Below are 16,227 nucleotides of genomic sequence, written 5' to 3'. Positions count from 1 at the left end.
ATTATGTCCGATAAAGAATATGTATTCTATAGTACGCTGGAAGAAGCAATTGATGCCGCTCGCGAAGAGTTCCTCGCCGATAATCCCGGCATTGAGGAAGAAGATGCTGACGTGCAACAACTCAATATCCAAAAATACGTCCTACAGGACGGCGATATTATGTGGCAGGCCGAATTCTTTGCTGATGAAGGTGAAGATGGTGAATGTCTGCCGATACTGAGTGGTGAAGGTGCGCAGGCGGTATTCGACGGCGACTATGACGAAATTGAGTTACGTCAGGAGTGGCTGGAAGAAAATACGCTGCACGAATGGGACGAAGGTGAGTTTCAGCTCGAACCGCCGCTGGATACCGAAGAGGGTCAGGCCGCAGCGGACGAATGGGACGAGCGATAAGTCACCGCTACTCGTAGGGGCCGTGGCTGGCATCGATGGGCAGCAGTAGCGTGTCGAAAATCAGCGAAAACGGCAGATCGAGCACGGTGAGATAGCGCCATGCGGAATCACGGACATCCCACTGTACGCCGGGGTAGTACTGATTCCCGTGGCCCTGCCCGGGGATGGTGCGGCTGATAATGCTGCCGCAACCGCTGAGCAGGCATGCCATCATGACGACAATGATTACTTTCATGTCTGACCTCTAAAAAAATACCGGCGATTAAGCCGGTATTTTATTTGGCGGGTGGCGCTTCGCTTACCCGCCCTACTTAACAACTTACTTCGCCTTCAGTGCGAGTGGATTCAGCTGCACGTCCTTATAGTAGTTCACCCACGAAGAGTATCTCTCCGGAGAGGACCACACGCGGTAGTGAAGCCGTGCCATCGTCACCGGATCGCTCAACAACACCAGACGACGGTCGCGGTTAAGCTTTTCTGGCGTCTCGTTCAGCGCCTGCTCAACGTGGCGATCGCGGGCGATCTCCAGCACCTGGCTGGCGCGGTGACGCGCCGTCGCCATCGCGGTTGCCAGCGCGTTGAATGACGGATTAAACACGGCGTGCATAAAGCCATCATCCAGCGTGCGTTTGCGGTTCTGCTCCAGATAGGTATCGGTATCCACCAGCACCTGCGGCGGAGAATACTCTTCCGGGATCAGGAACAGCTTCCAGCGTTTGGTACGCAGGCCCACCGTGGAGCGGCTGGAGATCACCGACACAAACGGCGACAGGATCAGCGAGAAGACGATTGGCGCCAGCCAGAACAGGAAACGCAGATCCAGCCAGGCCATACCAACGGCCCACACCAGGCCCAGCAGCAGCTGAGAGCCGTGGCGCATAAAGGCTTCACTCCACGGCGTAGAGTCATCGTCACGCTGCGGTGAATTCCACACCACTTCCCATCCCAGGAACGCGCTCACCACAAACACCGTATGGAACAGCATACGCACCGGCGCCAGCAGGACCGAGAACAGCACTTCCAGCAGCAGTGAAAGGGTCACGCGACAGAAACCACCGTACTCCTTCGAACCTTTACACCAGATCAGAATGATACTGAGCAGCTTAGGCAGGAACAGCAGCACCATGGTCGACGCGAACAGCGCAATCGCCAGCTCCGGACGCCACTGCGGCCACACCGGGAACAGCTGGCGCGGTTGCAGGAAGTACTGCGGCTCCGTCAGAGCATGCACAACCTGCAACGCGGTCGAGAGCGCCAGGAACATAAACCACAGCGGCGCAGACAGATAGGACATAACGCCCGTCAGGAACACCGCACGGTGAACAGGGTGCATCCCCTTCACCAGGAACAGGCGGAAGTTCATCAGGTTACCGTGACACCAGCGGCGGTCGCGTTTGAGCTCATCCAGCAGGTTCGGCGGTAGCTCTTCATACGAGCCAGGCAGATCGTAGGCAATCCAGACGCCCCACCCTGCGCGACGCATCAGCGCGGCTTCCACAAAGTCATGCGACAGAATGGACCCGGCAAACGACCCTTCACCCGGCAGCGGCGCCAGGGCGCAGTGCTCGATGAATGGCTTCACGCGGATAATGGCGTTGTGGCCCCAGTAGTGAGATTCACCCAGCTGCCAGAAGTGCAGACCGGCAGTAAACAGCGGGCCGTAGACGCGGGTCGCAAACTGCTGACAGCGCGCATACAGCGTGTCCATACCGGACGCTTTTGGCGAGGACTGAATAATACCCGCGTTCGGGTTGGCTTCCATCAGACGGACCAGCCCGCTCAGGCAGTCGCCGCTCATCACGGAGTCTGCATCCAGTACCACCATGTAGCTGTACTGGTTACCCCAGCGACGACAGAAGTCATCGATGTTCCCGCTCTTACGCTTAACACGACGACGACGACGGCGGTAGAAGATCTGCCCTTCGCCCTGCACCTCGGCAATCAGCTCCATCCAGGCTTTTTGCTCCGCCACGCAGATATCCGGATTGTAGCTGTCGCTCAGAATATAGACGTCGAAATGCGCTGCGTTACCGGTCGCCTTCACGGACTCCCAGGTAGCACGCAGCCCGGCGAATACGCGGTCAACGTCTTCGTTACAGATAGGCATGATCAGCGCGGTACGGTGCTCAGGATTGAGGGGTTCATCCCCGACCGTCGACGCGGAAATGCTGTATTTGTCACGCCCCATCAACAGTTGCAGGAAGCCCATCAGCGCCGTCCAGAACCCGGCGGAGACCCAACAGAACAGCACGGCGAACAGCAGAAGAATGCCGCTCTGTAAAATATACGGCAGCAGCTGCATGAAGGAGACCCAGATATCCTGGCCAATCATGTCAGCAGGGTTAATCAACGCCCAGCCCTGGTACGGCAGAATGGTTTTCATGTACCAGGTGGCGACAACCGTCTGCGCCAGCGTCAGCAGCAGCAGAATGTAACGACGAATCGTTCCCACGGTACGCCATTTCTGCTCGGATGCCTGCTGTTCTTTGGTCAGACGTGACAGATAGCGCGGCGTCACGTCACGCCCACGCAGGCGATCCCAGAAGCGGCCCACCGGGTTGGTGCGCCACGGATCGGGGAACATGGAGGAACGCGTGGCCTTCGGCATCGCCTGTAGCTGGTCACGCCCTTCGTCATCCTTGATTAGCTGCCCTTCTGCCAGCGAGTCCGGCCATGCCTGCTCCAGACGTGCCTTCACTGACCCCAGCGGCGTATCATCATCACGGGAAAAGTGACGATGTTCACCATCCAGCGCGGTGTGAACCGCGCGGATGTCGCTCGCAGGGAGTGCCGCTTTTTCAATGTCCGTCAGCGGCATGGCATCAATATATTCAGATGTATTATTCATTGGCAGGTAGCTGATAGCTCCAGGTTTCACTCAGCGGCTTATCGTTACTGACCAGCGCGGCGCGCATTTCAGTGGTCTGTTTCGGATCTTTCACCTTCACGCGCAGGGTCAAACGCCACCCTTTGGTGACCGGGTTGTAACGCACGGCGTTCTCAACGATTTCACCGTTATCGCCAATGCTGGCCTGTGCCGTCACGGCAGTATCCGGGGCCAGTTTTTTCATATCCTGCCCGGTGAAGTCCACGATAAATGCCAGCGTGCCATCCGGCTGACGAATCAGGTTGGACTGCTTCACGTCACCCGTCGAACGACGCGTCTGCATAACATACGCGTTATCCGGTGCGTGCAGTTTGTCTTCGTCACGGCTGAAGGTGATCGCATACTTGAAGTTCATCTCTTTACCGGCTTCCGGCAGCTGATCCGGTGTCCAGTACGCCACAATGTTATCGTTGGTTTCATCGTTAGTTGGAATTTCAACCAGCTCAACCTTGCCTTTACCCCAGTCGCCTTTCGGCGTAACCCAGGCGCTTGGACGCAGATCGTAGCGGTCATCCAGATCTTCAAAGCGGGAGAACTGACGGCCACGTTGCAGCAGACCAAAGCCCTGCGGGTTTTCCATCGCAAAGCTGCTGACGGCGAGGTGTTTCGGGTTGTTCAGCGGACGCCAGATCCACTCGCCGTTACCCGCATGAATGGAGAGGCCATTGGAATCATGCAGTTCAGGACGGAAGTTGGTCGCCGGAGACGGCTGGTTCGGCCCGAACAGGAACATGCTGGTCAGCGGCGCGACGCCCAGTTTGCCCACTTTATCGCGCAGGTAAACTTTAGACTGTACGTCAACCATCGTGTCACGCCCTGGCATGATCACGAAGCGATAAGCGCCTGTCGCACGAGGGGAGTCCAGCAGCGCATAAATTGTCAGACGTTTGTCGGTTGGTTTTGGACGTTCGATCCAGAACTCGCGAAAACGTGGAAATTCTTCACCTGATGGCAGCGCGGTATCAATTGCCAGACCGCGCGCAGAAAGCCCGTACACCTGCCCCGCGCCAATCACGCGGAAGTAGCTGGCGCCAAGCATGCTGACGATTTCGTCGTTTTTATCTTTGCTGTTAATCGGATAAAGCACCTTGAAGCCTGCGAAGCCGAGGTCTTTTACCGTGTCTTTATCGTGTTGCACATCGCCAAAATTGAAATAATCCGGGCTGTACTTGATTTTGCGTACCGCGGTCGCCGTCACTTCGTTGATGGCAACCGGCGTGTCGAAGTACATACCCTGGTGGTAAAATTCAAGCTTGAACGGGGTTTTAATATTGTTCCAGTACGCTTTATCGTGATTGAACTGGATCTGCTGATAGTCCGCGTATTTCATGTCGCGGAAAACGGAGGGCAGGTTACTTTTTGGCGCTTCGTAGCTCTTGCCCGCCATCGATTTAGCCTGTTTTGCGACATCATCGATGTTAAAGGCCAGTGCAGATGAGGTATACAGTGACAACAGCACTGCTACACCCAACCAACGCATTTTCATCATTTGTGGTTTATGTTTCATAATAAGTAAGCACTTCCCCCTTTGTGTGCTTATATCGATCCGATCCATTTTAATGGAAACTCAGGCAATCCGACAACATTATCACTGCTTTGTTCAGCTCGCTGGCTCATGGATTAAGCAAATGAAAGAACCCGCTTTTCACTTTGCGTGCTTATCCTGGAGACAGGGTGTCGGTCTTGGTGTAGGGTTGGCTCCGAATGTAACCATTATGAGCCTTAGGGATAAGGCGAAAAGTCTGAGAATGCGCAAAGTTATATGAGCACAACCCCTGTACAACGTGAATATTTCCTCGACTCGATCCGCGCATGGCTCATGCTATTGGGGATCCCTTTTCATATTTCACTGATCTATTCCAGCCACACCTGGCACGTGAACAGCCAGATGCCCTCCTGGTGGCTGACGCTGTTTAATGATTTTATCCATGCCTTCCGCATGCAGGTGTTTTTTGTCATTTCCGGTTATTTCTCTTACATGCTCTTCTTGCGCTATCCCCTCAAACGATGGTGGAAAGTGCGCGTGGAGCGCGTGGGCATACCGATGTTGACGGCCATTCCGCTGCTGACGCTGCCGCAGTTCATCATGTTGCAGCATGTTAAAGGCAAGGCGGAAAACTGGCCGAATCTCTCCTTCTATGAGAAATACAATACCCTGGTCTGGGAGCTGATTTCCCACCTCTGGTTCCTGCTGGTACTGGTGGTGCTAACCACGGTGAGTTTGTTGATCTTCAGCCAGCTGCGCCAGCGCGCGAGCACCGCATCCTCGACCTTCTTCGCCAACATCACCCTGGGCAAGCTGTCTCTGCTGTTTCTTGCGCTGGGGGTCGCGTATGCCGCCGTCAGGCGTACCCTGCTCATTGTCTACCCTCCCATTCTGAGCGATGGGCTGTTTAATTTCGTGGTGATGCAGACCCTGTTCTACATTCCCTTCTTCCTGATTGGGGCGCTGGCATTTATTCATCCCCGGCTTAAAGCGCTGTTTACCACCCCCTCCCCCTGGTGTGCGGTGGGTGCTGCGCTGGCCTTTGCCGCCTATCTTCTCAATCAGCGCTATGGCAGCGGGGACGCGTGGATGTATGAGACAGAGAGCGTGATAACGATGCTGATGGGCCTGTGGATGGTTAACGTGGTGTTCGCCCTTGGCCATCGTCTGCTGAATTTTAAATCCAGTCGCGTCACCTATTTCGTTAATGCTTCGCTGTTTATCTACCTGGTTCACCATCCGCTGACGCTGTTTTTCGGGGCGTACATAACGCCGCATATCGCCTCGAATGCGCTGGGCTTCTTCACCGGCCTGGTCTTTGTGGTTGGCATTGCCATCGTGTTGTATGAAATCCATCTGCGGATCCCGCTTTTGCGTTTCCTGTTCTCAGGCAAACCTCAGGTTAAAGCGGGATAACAAAACGGCGCCTCCAGGGCGCCGTTTTTGCACTTCAGACATCAAAATGCCTGGCTGCGCGCGGTCAAAATCCGCTGATACAGGTCGGCGGTGTGCTCATCGAAACAGACAAAAATGACTTTTTCCGGCATGGGTTTGAGGGAAAGGTAGTGATAAACGGTATTCACGGCGATTGTAGCTGCCGCTTCCTTTGGATAACCGTACACGCCGGTGCTAATGGCGGGGAACGCCATGGTCTTATACCCGTTATCCGCCGCAAGCCGCAGGCAGTTCCGATACGCCTGCTCCAGAATCTCAGCCTCATGGCGGTCGCCACCGTGCCAGACGGGTCCAACGGTATGGATCACCGCTTTGGCCGGGAGATCGCCTGCAAGCGTAATAACAGCATGCCCCGGCGGGCACTCTCCCTGCTGCTGACGCACGGTTTTGCATGCTTCAAGGAGTTGAGGGCCTGCGGCCCGGTGAATTGCACCGTCCACCCCGCCCCCACCCATCAGGGAGGAATTGGCTGCGTTGACGATCACGTCAACGTGTACCGTCGTGATATCGCCATGAATAACGTCGATTTGCGGTCTCATAAACACCCTCTGCAACCCGCCTTTTTCATCAGTGTATCGCAGAGGGAGAAGGAGAAAAACTGCCGTGAAAAAAACGTCGGTTAGCGGTAATCCACCTGAACGACCGCAAGCGTTTTCTGTTCATTCAGGTATTTCATGCTGACAGCGGCCAGAGCTGAATGAGGATGATGGCCCCGGAGCGCCTCGTCATAACTGATGGTATGCGTTTTCATACGGTTATTTTCCGGACAGGAGATCGCAAACTGCTGATGCCGGGGCGTGACTTCGCACGGGTCAGCGACCACCGCGCCACGAAAATGAATCACCCCACCATTTTCTATAGTTGCTGAATAAGCCGGAGATAAAAAAGAGGACAGGATCAGTCCCAGACCAGAAATAATACACGCTGCGGATTTGAACATTATTTGTACTCCTCAATGAAATTCGTCCTTGAGGGGTAAAAACGCTCCGTTATGACGTATCAATTTAAGCAACCCGATGACTAGGTTCTTGATATCAGCATAGCTTACCTGTGCAGCGCCGCTGCTTTATTAAATCATTGATTTCATGAATTATTAAAGCGTACTTGCCGGTGCGTTCCACTGCTGTGATAAATGAAGCGATTTTCCATCGGAAACGGTGACGATTATTTTTACCGCATCCCCTGAACGAATATTTAAACTGATTCGCGTTAAATCAATCGGCTGATTAGCGGGTATAAAAAGAGTATTTTTCTGCCGCGATGTACTTTGTCCCGCTTGCCCCTGTCGGACAGATAACACCTCAACCTGACATTCGCAGGCGTCTGCCAGCGTGACCTGAGGAATAATGGTTGTCATATTTGCCTGCTGTGAGGTGCTGAACGTTATCTGGCTGGCAAGCGCGGCAAGGAGAATGAAGGTGCTCATGAGATCCTCCCGAAAAAAAACAGGGCACATGCCCTGTTTTTTGGTACAGAAATGAATCAGTACTGATGTGCGGTCGCGTTGTTGCCAAAGCCAACCTGGTGCACAGTCACCGTTGAGCCGGACGCTGTCTGGTCTACCGCCGCGCCGTTGCCGCCGCCGAACTGTTTCACGTTGATAACAGAGTCTTTGCTATTCCACTGGTCGATGGTGGCGCTGTTACCAAAGCCTTTTTGCAGCAGATCGATAGAACTGTCATCAGAGCCCTGACCAACATCTGCGCCGTTACCGCCACCGTGCTGGGTAATGGTCAATTCAGAATCTCGGGCGTCCGTCTGCAAAGCAAGCGCGGAGTTACCGCCGCCGTACTGGTAAATGCTCAGGGTTGAGTCAGGGCCGTTATTGCCGCCACCCCAGCCACCTCCGTGGCCGCCGCCAAATTGTGGTACCGCACCTGCGAAAGCACTGCCAGAAACTACGATTGCTGCAATAACTGCCACTTTGAAAAGTTTCATGGTAAACCCCCATCGGATTGATTAAGGCGTCACACATCGCTAGCGTTGAATAACGCGAATAGCCATTTGCGACTGTCTCTGTACTACAACTGCTGTTTTCTGCGTACCATACTGCGTTATATTCGCCCTGTTACCCGAGCCTTTCTGGATAATCATGGCGGTGTTGCCAAAAGCGCCCTGCTTAATACTCGCATCGTTGCCGTTACCGGTCTGATCGATATAAGCAAGGTTATACGTCCCTGACTGATCAACATGCGCGCGGTTATTCCCGCCCTCCTGGGAAATAATGGACAGCAATTTAGAACCGCCCTGGCGTACATCAGCATTATTACCTGAGCCCTGTTGACCAATAATGGCTGCCTGATTGTATGAAGCTTTACTTAATTCATTTATCGCAAAATTATATTCAGAACTGGCTAAATCTGAATCACCTGCGATTACAAACCCAGGCGCACCCAGTAATGTAAACATCATAAACAACATTTTGTTTTTCATGCTGTCACCCTGGACCTGGCTATAAAATAGGTATGTCTTTACCCGTTAACGCGATTCGTTTTGTTAACGCCGCGTTACGGAAAAGAGTATGTCTGCCGAAACATATTTAATATCTCACCCGTGTGCCTTATTTTTATATGCTCATTCACCTCAAAGTCGTAAATCTCGCCTGAAACGACGCGACACACCACTAATGCAGAAATAAATTCTTGTCTGAGCGTCTGGACAACAGCGAGACAGGCTGTCCAACCTGTACCGGCTTCTACAGACAAACATGGCAATGTCTTTTGCCCGGTGCGTGACACGAAGCAAGTTTTCTTAAGAAAAATTTCCAGCTTAGAGAAGTCTTAACTTTTTAGCTGAGTTCATACTTTTTACCGGCTGGCTTACAATAATTAAAAGCTCAATAATTCAATTCGTTATAATATATTGTATGACTTTCAAAATCTGTGCACGTTTATACACCTGTACAACTTTCCCCTTACCTTAAAATCTATTAGCCCTGCAAAATACACAACTTAATATCGAATTTTACATTCTGTTACAGGATTAACACTTGCTTTAAAGTTTGCAATAGCTAGATTGAAAACAGCAGTATGTTATTTGTTTTTAATTTTACCGCCTCCTTTGGAGGAAGGTTTTTTAACTACACACAGCAGTGCCACACCTGTCAGTACTTCTGGTGCCCTTTTCAATAATACGAGGGCAGCTGCCGGGTGTCATAAATAACGTGGGGTTTCATCATGTTTAATGAAGTCCATAGCTTACCCGGTCATACATTATTGTTGATCACAAAACCTTCCTTACAAGCGACAGCGTTATTGCAGCATTTAAAACAATGCCTCTCGCTTAACGGGAAACTGCATAATATTCAACGTTCTTTTGATGATATCGCTCCTGGCAGCATCATTCTTCTCGATATGATGGAAGCGGATAAAAAACTGGTCCATTACTGGCAGGATAATTTAAGCAGGAAAAACAATAATATCCGCGTATTGTTATTAAATACGCCTGATGAGTATCCTTTCCGCGATATTGAGAGCTGGCCGCATATTAACGGCGTGTTTTACGTCACTGAAGAAGAAAACCGTGTCGTGGAGGGTTTGCAGGGCATATTGCGGGGGGAGTGTTATTTCTCGCAAAAACTGGCCAGCTACCTCATTACCCACTCCGGAAATTATCGCTATAACAGTTCAGAATCTGCACTTCTGACGCACCGTGAGAAAGAGATCCTGAACAAACTGCGTATTGGTGCTTCAAATATTGAAATCGCCCGTTCGTTATTTATCAGCGAAAATACGGTTAAGACGCATCTTTATAATCTTTTCAAAAAGATAGCTGTTAAAAATCGCACGCAGGCGGTGTCGTGGGCAAACGATAACCTCAGGCGTTAATAGCATGAAACGCACCCTAAGTTGGATTGCCGCCGCAGGCATTATGCTTGCTGCCGGAAACCTTCAGGCTGTTGAGGTGGAAGTTCCCGGACTGTTGACCGACCACACCGTCACCTCTGTCGGACACGATTTTTATCGTGCCTTCAGCGATAAGTGGGAAAGCGATTATCCGGGTAACTTAACCATCAACGAACGGCCCAGTGCGCGGTGGGGAAGCTGGATCACAATAACCGCTAATCAGGACGTTATTTACCAGACTTTTTTATTCCCAACGAAAAGAGACTTCGATCAGAACGTCGCTTTCGCGCTGGCACAAACAGAAGAAGCTATTAACCGCCTACAGTTAGACAAAGCCCTTTTGAGCACAGGCGATTTAGCAAAAGATGAGTTCTAGCAACGACACCTATTTCGGAGGCTGTAATGCGTCTCGCACACACAGTGATTTCGTTAATGCTCATTGCGCCGTTGAGCTGGGCCGGAAATATGACATTCCAGTTCCGCAACCCTAATTTTGGCGGCAACCCGAATAACGGAGCCTTTATGCTTAACCAGGCTCAGGCTCAAAACTCCTATAAAGACCCCAGCTATGACGATGATTTCGGTATCGAGACCCCGTCGGCCCTGGATAATTTCACTCAGGCCATCCAGTCGCAAATATTAGGTGGCTTATTAACCAACATTAATACCGGAAAACCCGGCCGGATGGTCACTAACGACTTTATCGTCGATATTGCCAATAAAGACGGGCAGCTTCAGTTAAATGTGACAGACCGAAAAACCGGTAAAACGTCGACAATCCAGGTTTCCGGTTTGCAGACCAGTTCAACTGATTTCTAAACAACCCCGAAATAAGGACAATTATTATGCAGCGCTTTTTTATTTTAGTTGCAGTGTGCTTATTAAGCGGTTGTTTAACTGCCCCGCCAAAAGAAGCCGCTAAACCCACCCTGATGCCTCGTGCCCAGAGCTACCGGGATCTGACGCATCTGCCGGTCCCTACCGGGAAGATATTCGTCTCGGTCTATAACATTCAGGATGAGACGGGCCAGTTCAAACCGTATCCGGCCAGTAACTTCTCGACGGCCGTACCGCAGAGCGCCACCGCGATGCTGGTCACCGCCCTGAAAGATTCTCGCTGGTTTATTCCGCTGGAACGTCAGGGGCTGCAAAACCTGCTTAACGAACGAAAAATCATTCGTGCCGCGCAGGAGAATGGTACCGTTGGCGTCAATAACCGCATGCCGCTACAGTCTCTCACCGCAGCCAATATCATGGTGGAAGGCTCGATTATCGGCTACGAAAGTAACGTGAAATCGGGCGGCGCGGGTGCGCGTTACTTTGGCATCGGGGCCGACACGCAGTATCAGCTGGATCAGATTGCCGTCAACCTGCGCGTGGTTAACGTGAGCACGGGTGAGATATTATCCTCCGTGACCACCAGCAAAACGATTCTCTCTTATGAAGTGCAGGCCGGGGTGTTCCGCTTTATCGATTACCAGCGTCTGCTGGAGGGTGAAATTGGCTATACCTCTAACGAGCCGGTCATGCTGTGTCTGATGTCGGCCATCGAAACCGGCGTGATTTTCCTGATTAATGACGGTATCGATCGCGGCTTGTGGGATCTTCAGAATAAAAGTGACGTGAGTAATGCGGTGCTGGTGAAATACCGTGAGATGTCGGTGCCGCCGGAGTCATAATCGGCGGCGCATAAAAAAGGCGAGATTTCCGTCTCGCCTTTTTTTATTTACTTACCGCAGGAACGCTCTGGCTCTTCTCGCGTCGGGCCGCAAGCCAGAGGCCGCTGTTCTTCATGGCGTAGCCAACCAGTAACCCCAGCATGAGCGAAGGGACCACCAGCTTCCAGTCCCCCTGCCCCGCAAAGGTCGCGCAGGCACCCATGAACGTGCCGGGCACAAAGGACAACAGCAGATGTTTTGCCTGAACGCACATCAGGAAGGCCACAATGCCGGTGATGGCGTACCCCAGGATTTCCACATGCGGCGCCAGCGCGCTGCCTTTCATAATGACCAGCGCCCAAATCACACCGCTCATCAGAGTACAGCCGGAGATGAAGAGCCCTTTGAGACCACCCTGCGGGCAGGCGAAATAGGCCGTGCAGCCAAGAAAACCAGCCCAGCTCAACAAGCCGAGAGAGACAGCCACCCAACCCCAGAGGCCGGAGAGGATGCCAGTCGTGATTGCAATACAAAGTAGTATGTTCATGGTGCGCATCTTAGCAGATGCGCACCTTAGAAATGAGATCAGAAGCACATTACGTGCAAGTTGAAATGTATCGTTGCAGGATTTTTGTGATTCAAATCACTCTTCGTTATCTTCTTCCAGCTCGTCCCACATGGCAGCGATGGCGTCACGCGTCAGCGGAGCCAGCGTTCTCCAGAACGGCGAGGTGGCGTGGGCTTCAAGTTTACCCAGGAAGGTGCCAACCCACGGAAGCAAATACGTTTCGAACAGGGTTTCAATCGCCTCGTTCTCATCATCACCTGCATTATCTTCAATCCAGGAGGCCGCCAGCAGCAGGGTACCGATATGATCGGCAGGCATATCCGTCAGGGGCATGCCGCGTTCTGAAAGAAACGCCCGAACTTCCGCTTCGGTCGTACCTTCCTGCCAGGCAGAACGATACGGCGACACGCGACACTCTTCCCCCACAAACAGCGCGTTGTAATCCGTTGAAATCTGCTGCATATCGCAGCTTTTTTGCAAGCGTTCCAGCAACTCATCCTGTTCCAGCGGCCAGCTCTGCGCCAGTTTACCTTCACGAATCAGGGTAAACAGCGGAACCAGCAGCGGATCCTGCGGCTGGCGGTAATATAAGGTGCCCAGCACGCGGCAAAGGATGGAAAACTCATTCATGTTTTTATTCCGTTATTAATTAAAGATCGGCAAATTCATCAATCGGCGCCATGCCGCGCGACTCAAGGAAGTCGAGCATACGACGCGGCGTGACGTTCAGGATCTGTTCTTCCGGGAAATTCACGTCCCGCAATATTTTCAGGCACTCGCTAAAATCACCCAGCGTGAAGGCCGTGTGTGAATCAGAGCCCAGCGCCACCATGCCGCCCGCGTCACGCACGGCCGCCGCCACTTCGCGGCAGTTGGCTTCACTGCCCTTACGCGAGTGAACAAAGGAGGAGTTGTTAATCTCCAGCGCCACACGGTGCTTCGCTGCCGCCTGCGCCACGGCCTGAATATCAATCGGGTATTTCGGATTTCCCGGGTGGCTGATAATGTGCACGTTGCCGCTGGCAATAGTGGCAATCATCGCTGCGGTGTTGGTCTCTTTATCCTGGGGCGCAAAGACCGGCTCGTGGAAGCCGGCGAGGATCAGATCTAACGAGGTCAGCATCGGGCCGGTGCAGTCAATCTCACCGTCAGTATTTTTGATGTTCGCTTCGATGCCGCGCAGTATCCCGATACCGTCCACCAGGCGTGGCCAGATACGCATATTCACAAAATGCCAGTAGTGCGGCGCATCCGCCATATCCGGACCGTGATCGGTTATCGCAAACAGTTTAATGCCTTTCAGCTTCGCCTGAGCGATATAATCATGGAGGTTACTGTAAGCGTGGGTACTGGCGACGGTGTGCATATGCAGGTCAACGGGATACATCTTTCTCTCCTCTGCGGTTTTTCCAAAGGATAGCAGTTATCAGCGGCGAATATTAGCAAAAACCCGGCGAACGCCGGGTTTCTCTCAGTAGCCTCGCTGTCTGTCGACCTGTCCGGTCACCGCGTTGCCCTTCTCTATTTCGCTGATGGTATGCGAGATGTACGCCACGGCCTCCGCCGGTCGCGTCACGGCCGCAATATGAGGCGTCATCGCCACGCGCGGATGTGCCCAGAGCGGGCTGTCTGTCGGCAGCGGTTCGCGGCTATAGACATCCAGCATTGCGCCTTTCAGTTTACCGCTATCCAGCGCTTTCAGCAGATCGTCTTCCACAACGTGTACCCCGCGCGCCAGGTTCATTAAGTAGCTGTCTTCTGCCAACTGGTTGAGGAGCGTGCCATTGATAATGCCGACCGTTTCCGCCGTATTCGGCAGCAGGTTAATGAGGACGCGAGTCCCTTTCAGGAACGCCGGGAGTTCGTCCGTTCCGGCAAAGCTCTCGACGCCTGGATAATCCTTACGGCTCCGGCTCCAGCAGCGCAGTGGGAAGCCCCACGGCGCGAGCGCTTCGGCGACTTTCGAACCCAGTACACCCGCGCCGAGGATGCCGATGGTGAAATCTTCATGCTGATAATCCGGAAGCGGTTCCCAGTGGGATTGCTGTTTAAACGCCTGATAATCGTCGAAACGTCGGAACCAGTGCAGCACCTGGCTCACGGCATATTCCTGCATCTGCTGCCCCATACCGGTATCTTCCAGACGAAACAGGGGAATATCCTCCGGCAGCATTTCAGGGTGTGCCTTCAGCTTACTGAGAATGGAATCCACACCCGCACCAAGAGCAAACACCGCCTTCAAACGGCGTCCCTGAAGCATTTCGACCGGGGGATGCCAGACCAGCGCGTAGTCGGCATGTTCATTATCGCCCTGTTTCCATTCGCGAACGCGTGCGCCAGGCAGTGCCGCCGTGAGCGCGTTAATCCAGTTAGCCGTATCAAAAGTGGGGTGATAGAAGATAATATCCATAGTCATTGCCTTTTATTGCGCTGTTTTATTTTCATTTTCAACTGGCTTGCCAGCATAACAAATTTATCGCTAAACCGCGTTGCTGATAAAAGAGGCGCATTTCGCACATTTCGGAATCAGGTTGCCTGAAGTTTGTCTAAACACGCTAAATTACTGAAAAAGTGGGTTGACGGCAGTACGGCTTTTCCTTACATTAGCGCCCGTCCCGACAACAACGGGAAGACAATATGGTGAGGTGTCCGAGTGGCTGAAGGAGCACGCCTGGAAAGTGTGTATACGGCAACGTATCGGGGGTTCGAATCCCCCCCTCACCGCCATATTCAAGACAAGAGCTCGTACGAAAGTACGGGCTTTTTTCTTTTATATTCTCTGCAAGGGGGGGATGAGAACCCCCGACCGGGGTTCGACAACTGGCGCAGCCAGTTGGACAGACTGAGAGCGTAGCGAACAGGCTGCCCGAAGGGCGAGCGAAGCGAATCAATCCCCCCCTCACCGCCATATTCAAGACAAGAGCTCGTACGAAAGTACGGGCTTTTTTCTTTTATATTCTCCGCAAGGAGATTCGCTCCCTGCGTTCTTTATGTCGGGTGGCGCTACGCTTACCCGACCTACAAAAAGCTAGTCTTCAACCATCTTTGCATACTCTTCGGTGAGAAAATCCACCAGCGTCCTGACCGATGGCAGCAGGCCGCGCCGGGATGGATACACCGCGTGGATCACTTCCCGTCTGGGTTCCCAGGCATTCAGCACCCGAACAAGTTCACCTGAAGCCAGCTGATCCTTCACCATCAAAATGGGCAGCTGTACCACGCCCACGCCCGCCATCGCCGCCTCCCGCAGCGCCAGCATGTCGGTAGTCACCAGGCGCGGCGTGAAGTGAATTTCTGCCTTTGCGCCCTCCGGCCCGCTCAATTCCCACTTATGCAGGTGCTTGCCCGCCCCCATACTTAACCCCGGCCACTCGCTGAGTTCAGAGGGCATCGCCGGGTTGCCCATCCGTTCAATCAGTGCCGGCCCGGCAACCAGACAGTGCCCCCTGTCCGCCAGCACCCTTAATACCAGATCGCTGTCATCAAACGGGCGCGGACGAACGCGGATCGCCACATCCACCCCCTCCGCCACCAGATCGACCCGGCGGTTGGTGGCTTCGAGCTGGAGGTTGATCCCTGGATAGCGCGCCATAAACCGCGCCAGCATGGGCCCCACGTGAACGTGCAGCAATGTGACAGGACAGGTGATCCGGACCATACCGCGCGGCTCAGCCTGTAAAGCAGCCACCGCCTCCTCCGCAGCTTCAGCTTCCACCAGCATGGCTTTACAGTGCTGATAGAATGTCTGCCCCACCTCCGTCACCGCAAACTGCCGCGTGGTACGTTGTATCAACCGAACGCCCAGGCGTTCTTCCAGCTGCGCAATCCGACGGCTCAGTTTCGACTTAGGCTGATCGAGCGCCCGCCCCGCCGCCGCAAAGCCGCCATGCTCCACCACCTTCACAAACCATACGAAATCATTGAGATCCTGCATA

Annotated in this window: 19 protein-coding genes, 1 tRNA gene and 1 other RNA gene; 8 read left to right on the top strand and 13 right to left on the bottom strand. The window is 53.2% G+C overall.

The window, feature by feature from the left end; translation table 11 throughout:
• The first annotated feature begins 3 nt into the window (after window positions 1–3).
• The gene (locus L463_RS10425; protein WP_032104437.1) at window positions 4–393 is read left to right on the top strand and encodes a MysB family protein; all 390 of its coding nucleotides are present in this window, start codon (window positions 4–6) and stop codon (window positions 391–393) included.
• Between the two features lie 7 nt (window positions 394–400).
• Here L463_RS10425 and L463_RS10430 read toward each other — a convergent pair whose 3' ends face one another.
• The 3 genes from L463_RS10430 to mdoG all read right to left on the bottom strand — a co-directional run bounded on the left by L463_RS10430 (window position 401) and on the right by mdoG (window position 4,787).
• A complete protein-coding gene (locus L463_RS10430) occupies window positions 401–628 on the bottom strand; it encodes a YceK/YidQ family lipoprotein (RefSeq protein WP_003858030.1) in 228 nt (75 codons plus the stop codon).
• 84 nt (window positions 629–712) lie between these two features.
• Window positions 713–3,241 carry a glucans biosynthesis glucosyltransferase MdoH gene (gene mdoH / locus L463_RS10435; protein WP_032104435.1) on the bottom strand — a complete coding sequence of 843 codons (2,529 nt, stop codon included), beginning with the start codon at window positions 3,239–3,241 and terminating at the stop codon, window positions 713–715.
• Window positions 3,234–4,787 (bottom strand): glucans biosynthesis protein MdoG, encoded by a 1,554-nt coding sequence (gene mdoG, locus L463_RS10440; protein WP_032673181.1) that lies wholly within the window; start codon window positions 4,785–4,787, stop codon window positions 3,234–3,236. Before mdoG ends, mdoH begins: the two co-directional genes overlap by 8 nt.
• Window positions 4,788–5,042: 255 nt before the next feature.
• Between mdoG and mdoC the strand changes: the two genes are divergently transcribed.
• Window positions 5,043–6,182, top strand: coding sequence for a glucans biosynthesis protein MdoC (mdoC, locus tag L463_RS10445; protein WP_017384749.1), 1,140 nt, complete (start codon window positions 5,043–5,045; stop codon window positions 6,180–6,182).
• Window positions 6,183–6,223: 41 nt separating this feature from the next.
• Here the strand turns inward: mdoC and ymdB are convergent, their stop codons facing one another.
• The 5 genes from ymdB to csgB all read right to left on the bottom strand — a co-directional run bounded on the left by ymdB (window position 6,224) and on the right by csgB (window position 8,654).
• A complete protein-coding gene (gene ymdB, locus L463_RS10450; protein WP_015570849.1) occupies window positions 6,224–6,760 on the bottom strand; it encodes an O-acetyl-ADP-ribose deacetylase in 537 nt (178 codons plus the stop codon).
• A gap of 80 nt (window positions 6,761–6,840) precedes the next feature.
• On the bottom strand, window positions 6,841–7,161 hold the full coding sequence (locus tag L463_RS10455) for a type 1 fimbrial protein (protein ID WP_017384751.1): 321 nt from the start codon (window positions 7,159–7,161) through the stop codon (window positions 6,841–6,843).
• Window positions 7,162–7,314: 153 nt separating this feature from the next.
• Window positions 7,315–7,647, bottom strand: coding sequence for a curli assembly chaperone CsgC (csgC, locus tag L463_RS10460; protein WP_023296298.1), 333 nt, complete (start codon window positions 7,645–7,647; stop codon window positions 7,315–7,317).
• 56 nt (window positions 7,648–7,703) lie between these two features.
• Window positions 7,704–8,159, bottom strand: a complete 456-nt coding sequence (gene csgA, locus L463_RS10465; protein WP_003858043.1) for a curli major subunit CsgA — start codon at window positions 8,157–8,159, stop codon at window positions 7,704–7,706.
• 39 nt (window positions 8,160–8,198) lie between these two features.
• Window positions 8,199–8,654 carry a curli minor subunit CsgB gene (csgB, locus tag L463_RS10470; RefSeq protein WP_017384753.1) on the bottom strand — a complete coding sequence of 152 codons (456 nt, stop codon included), beginning with the start codon at window positions 8,652–8,654 and terminating at the stop codon, window positions 8,199–8,201.
• A 743-nt stretch (window positions 8,655–9,397) separates the two neighbouring features.
• Here csgB and csgD point away from each other — a divergent pair.
• From csgD to csgG, 4 genes are read left to right on the top strand one after another with little or no spacing between them, the layout of a single operon-like run.
• Window positions 9,398–10,048 carry a biofilm master transcriptional regulator CsgD gene (csgD, locus tag L463_RS10475; protein WP_017384754.1) on the top strand — a complete coding sequence of 217 codons (651 nt, stop codon included), beginning with the start codon at window positions 9,398–9,400 and terminating at the stop codon, window positions 10,046–10,048.
• Window positions 10,049–10,052: 4 nt separating this feature from the next.
• Window positions 10,053–10,442: a curli production assembly/transport protein CsgE gene (gene csgE / locus L463_RS10480; RefSeq protein ID WP_003858052.1), complete on the top strand. Its 390-nt coding sequence runs from the start codon at window positions 10,053–10,055 to the stop codon at window positions 10,440–10,442.
• Window positions 10,443–10,468: 26 nt separating this feature from the next.
• Entirely contained in the window at window positions 10,469–10,885 is a 417-nt protein-coding gene (gene csgF, locus L463_RS10485) for a curli production assembly/transport protein CsgF (RefSeq protein WP_003858054.1), read from the top strand.
• Between the two features lie 26 nt (window positions 10,886–10,911).
• Window positions 10,912–11,745: a curli production assembly/transport protein CsgG gene (gene csgG, locus L463_RS10490; RefSeq protein WP_003858055.1), complete on the top strand. Its 834-nt coding sequence runs from the start codon at window positions 10,912–10,914 to the stop codon at window positions 11,743–11,745.
• Between the two features lie 43 nt (window positions 11,746–11,788).
• On the opposite strand, the gene L463_RS10495 is transcribed toward csgG, so the two are convergent.
• The 4 genes from L463_RS10495 to ghrA form a co-directional block, all read right to left on the bottom strand.
• Window positions 11,789–12,271 carry a DUF1097 domain-containing protein gene (locus L463_RS10495; protein WP_074130330.1) on the bottom strand — a complete coding sequence of 161 codons (483 nt, stop codon included), beginning with the start codon at window positions 12,269–12,271 and terminating at the stop codon, window positions 11,789–11,791.
• A gap of 96 nt (window positions 12,272–12,367) precedes the next feature.
• Window positions 12,368–12,922 (bottom strand): TorD/DmsD family molecular chaperone, encoded by a 555-nt coding sequence (locus tag L463_RS10500; RefSeq protein ID WP_032104431.1) that lies wholly within the window; start codon window positions 12,920–12,922, stop codon window positions 12,368–12,370.
• A 19-nt stretch (window positions 12,923–12,941) separates the two neighbouring features.
• Window positions 12,942–13,679, bottom strand: a complete 738-nt coding sequence (locus L463_RS10505) for a phosphatase (protein WP_003858061.1) — start codon at window positions 13,677–13,679, stop codon at window positions 12,942–12,944.
• Between the two features lie 84 nt (window positions 13,680–13,763).
• Window positions 13,764–14,702, bottom strand: coding sequence for a glyoxylate/hydroxypyruvate reductase GhrA (gene ghrA / locus L463_RS10510; RefSeq protein ID WP_032673180.1), 939 nt, complete (start codon window positions 14,700–14,702; stop codon window positions 13,764–13,766).
• 229 nt (window positions 14,703–14,931) lie between these two features.
• Here ghrA and L463_RS10515 point away from each other — a divergent pair.
• Window positions 14,932–15,019: transfer RNA gene (locus L463_RS10515), tRNA-Ser, on the top strand.
• Between the two features lie 44 nt (window positions 15,020–15,063).
• A non-coding RNA gene (locus L463_RS23560) (RtT sRNA) lies at window positions 15,064–15,200 on the top strand.
• 120 nt (window positions 15,201–15,320) lie between these two features.
• Here the strand turns inward: L463_RS23560 and L463_RS10520 are convergent.
• Window positions 15,321–16,226, bottom strand: a complete 906-nt coding sequence (locus L463_RS10520; RefSeq protein WP_017384759.1) for a LysR family transcriptional regulator — start codon at window positions 16,224–16,226, stop codon at window positions 15,321–15,323.
• Window position 16,227 lies beyond the last annotated feature (1 nt).

Source organism: Enterobacter sp. BIDMC 27 (assembly GCF_000534415.1).
Taxonomy (GTDB): Bacteria; Pseudomonadota; Gammaproteobacteria; order Enterobacterales; family Enterobacteriaceae; genus Enterobacter; species Enterobacter hormaechei_C.
Note: the sequence above shows the minus strand (reverse complement) of the source record. Positions and strands in the feature narration are given on the sequence as shown.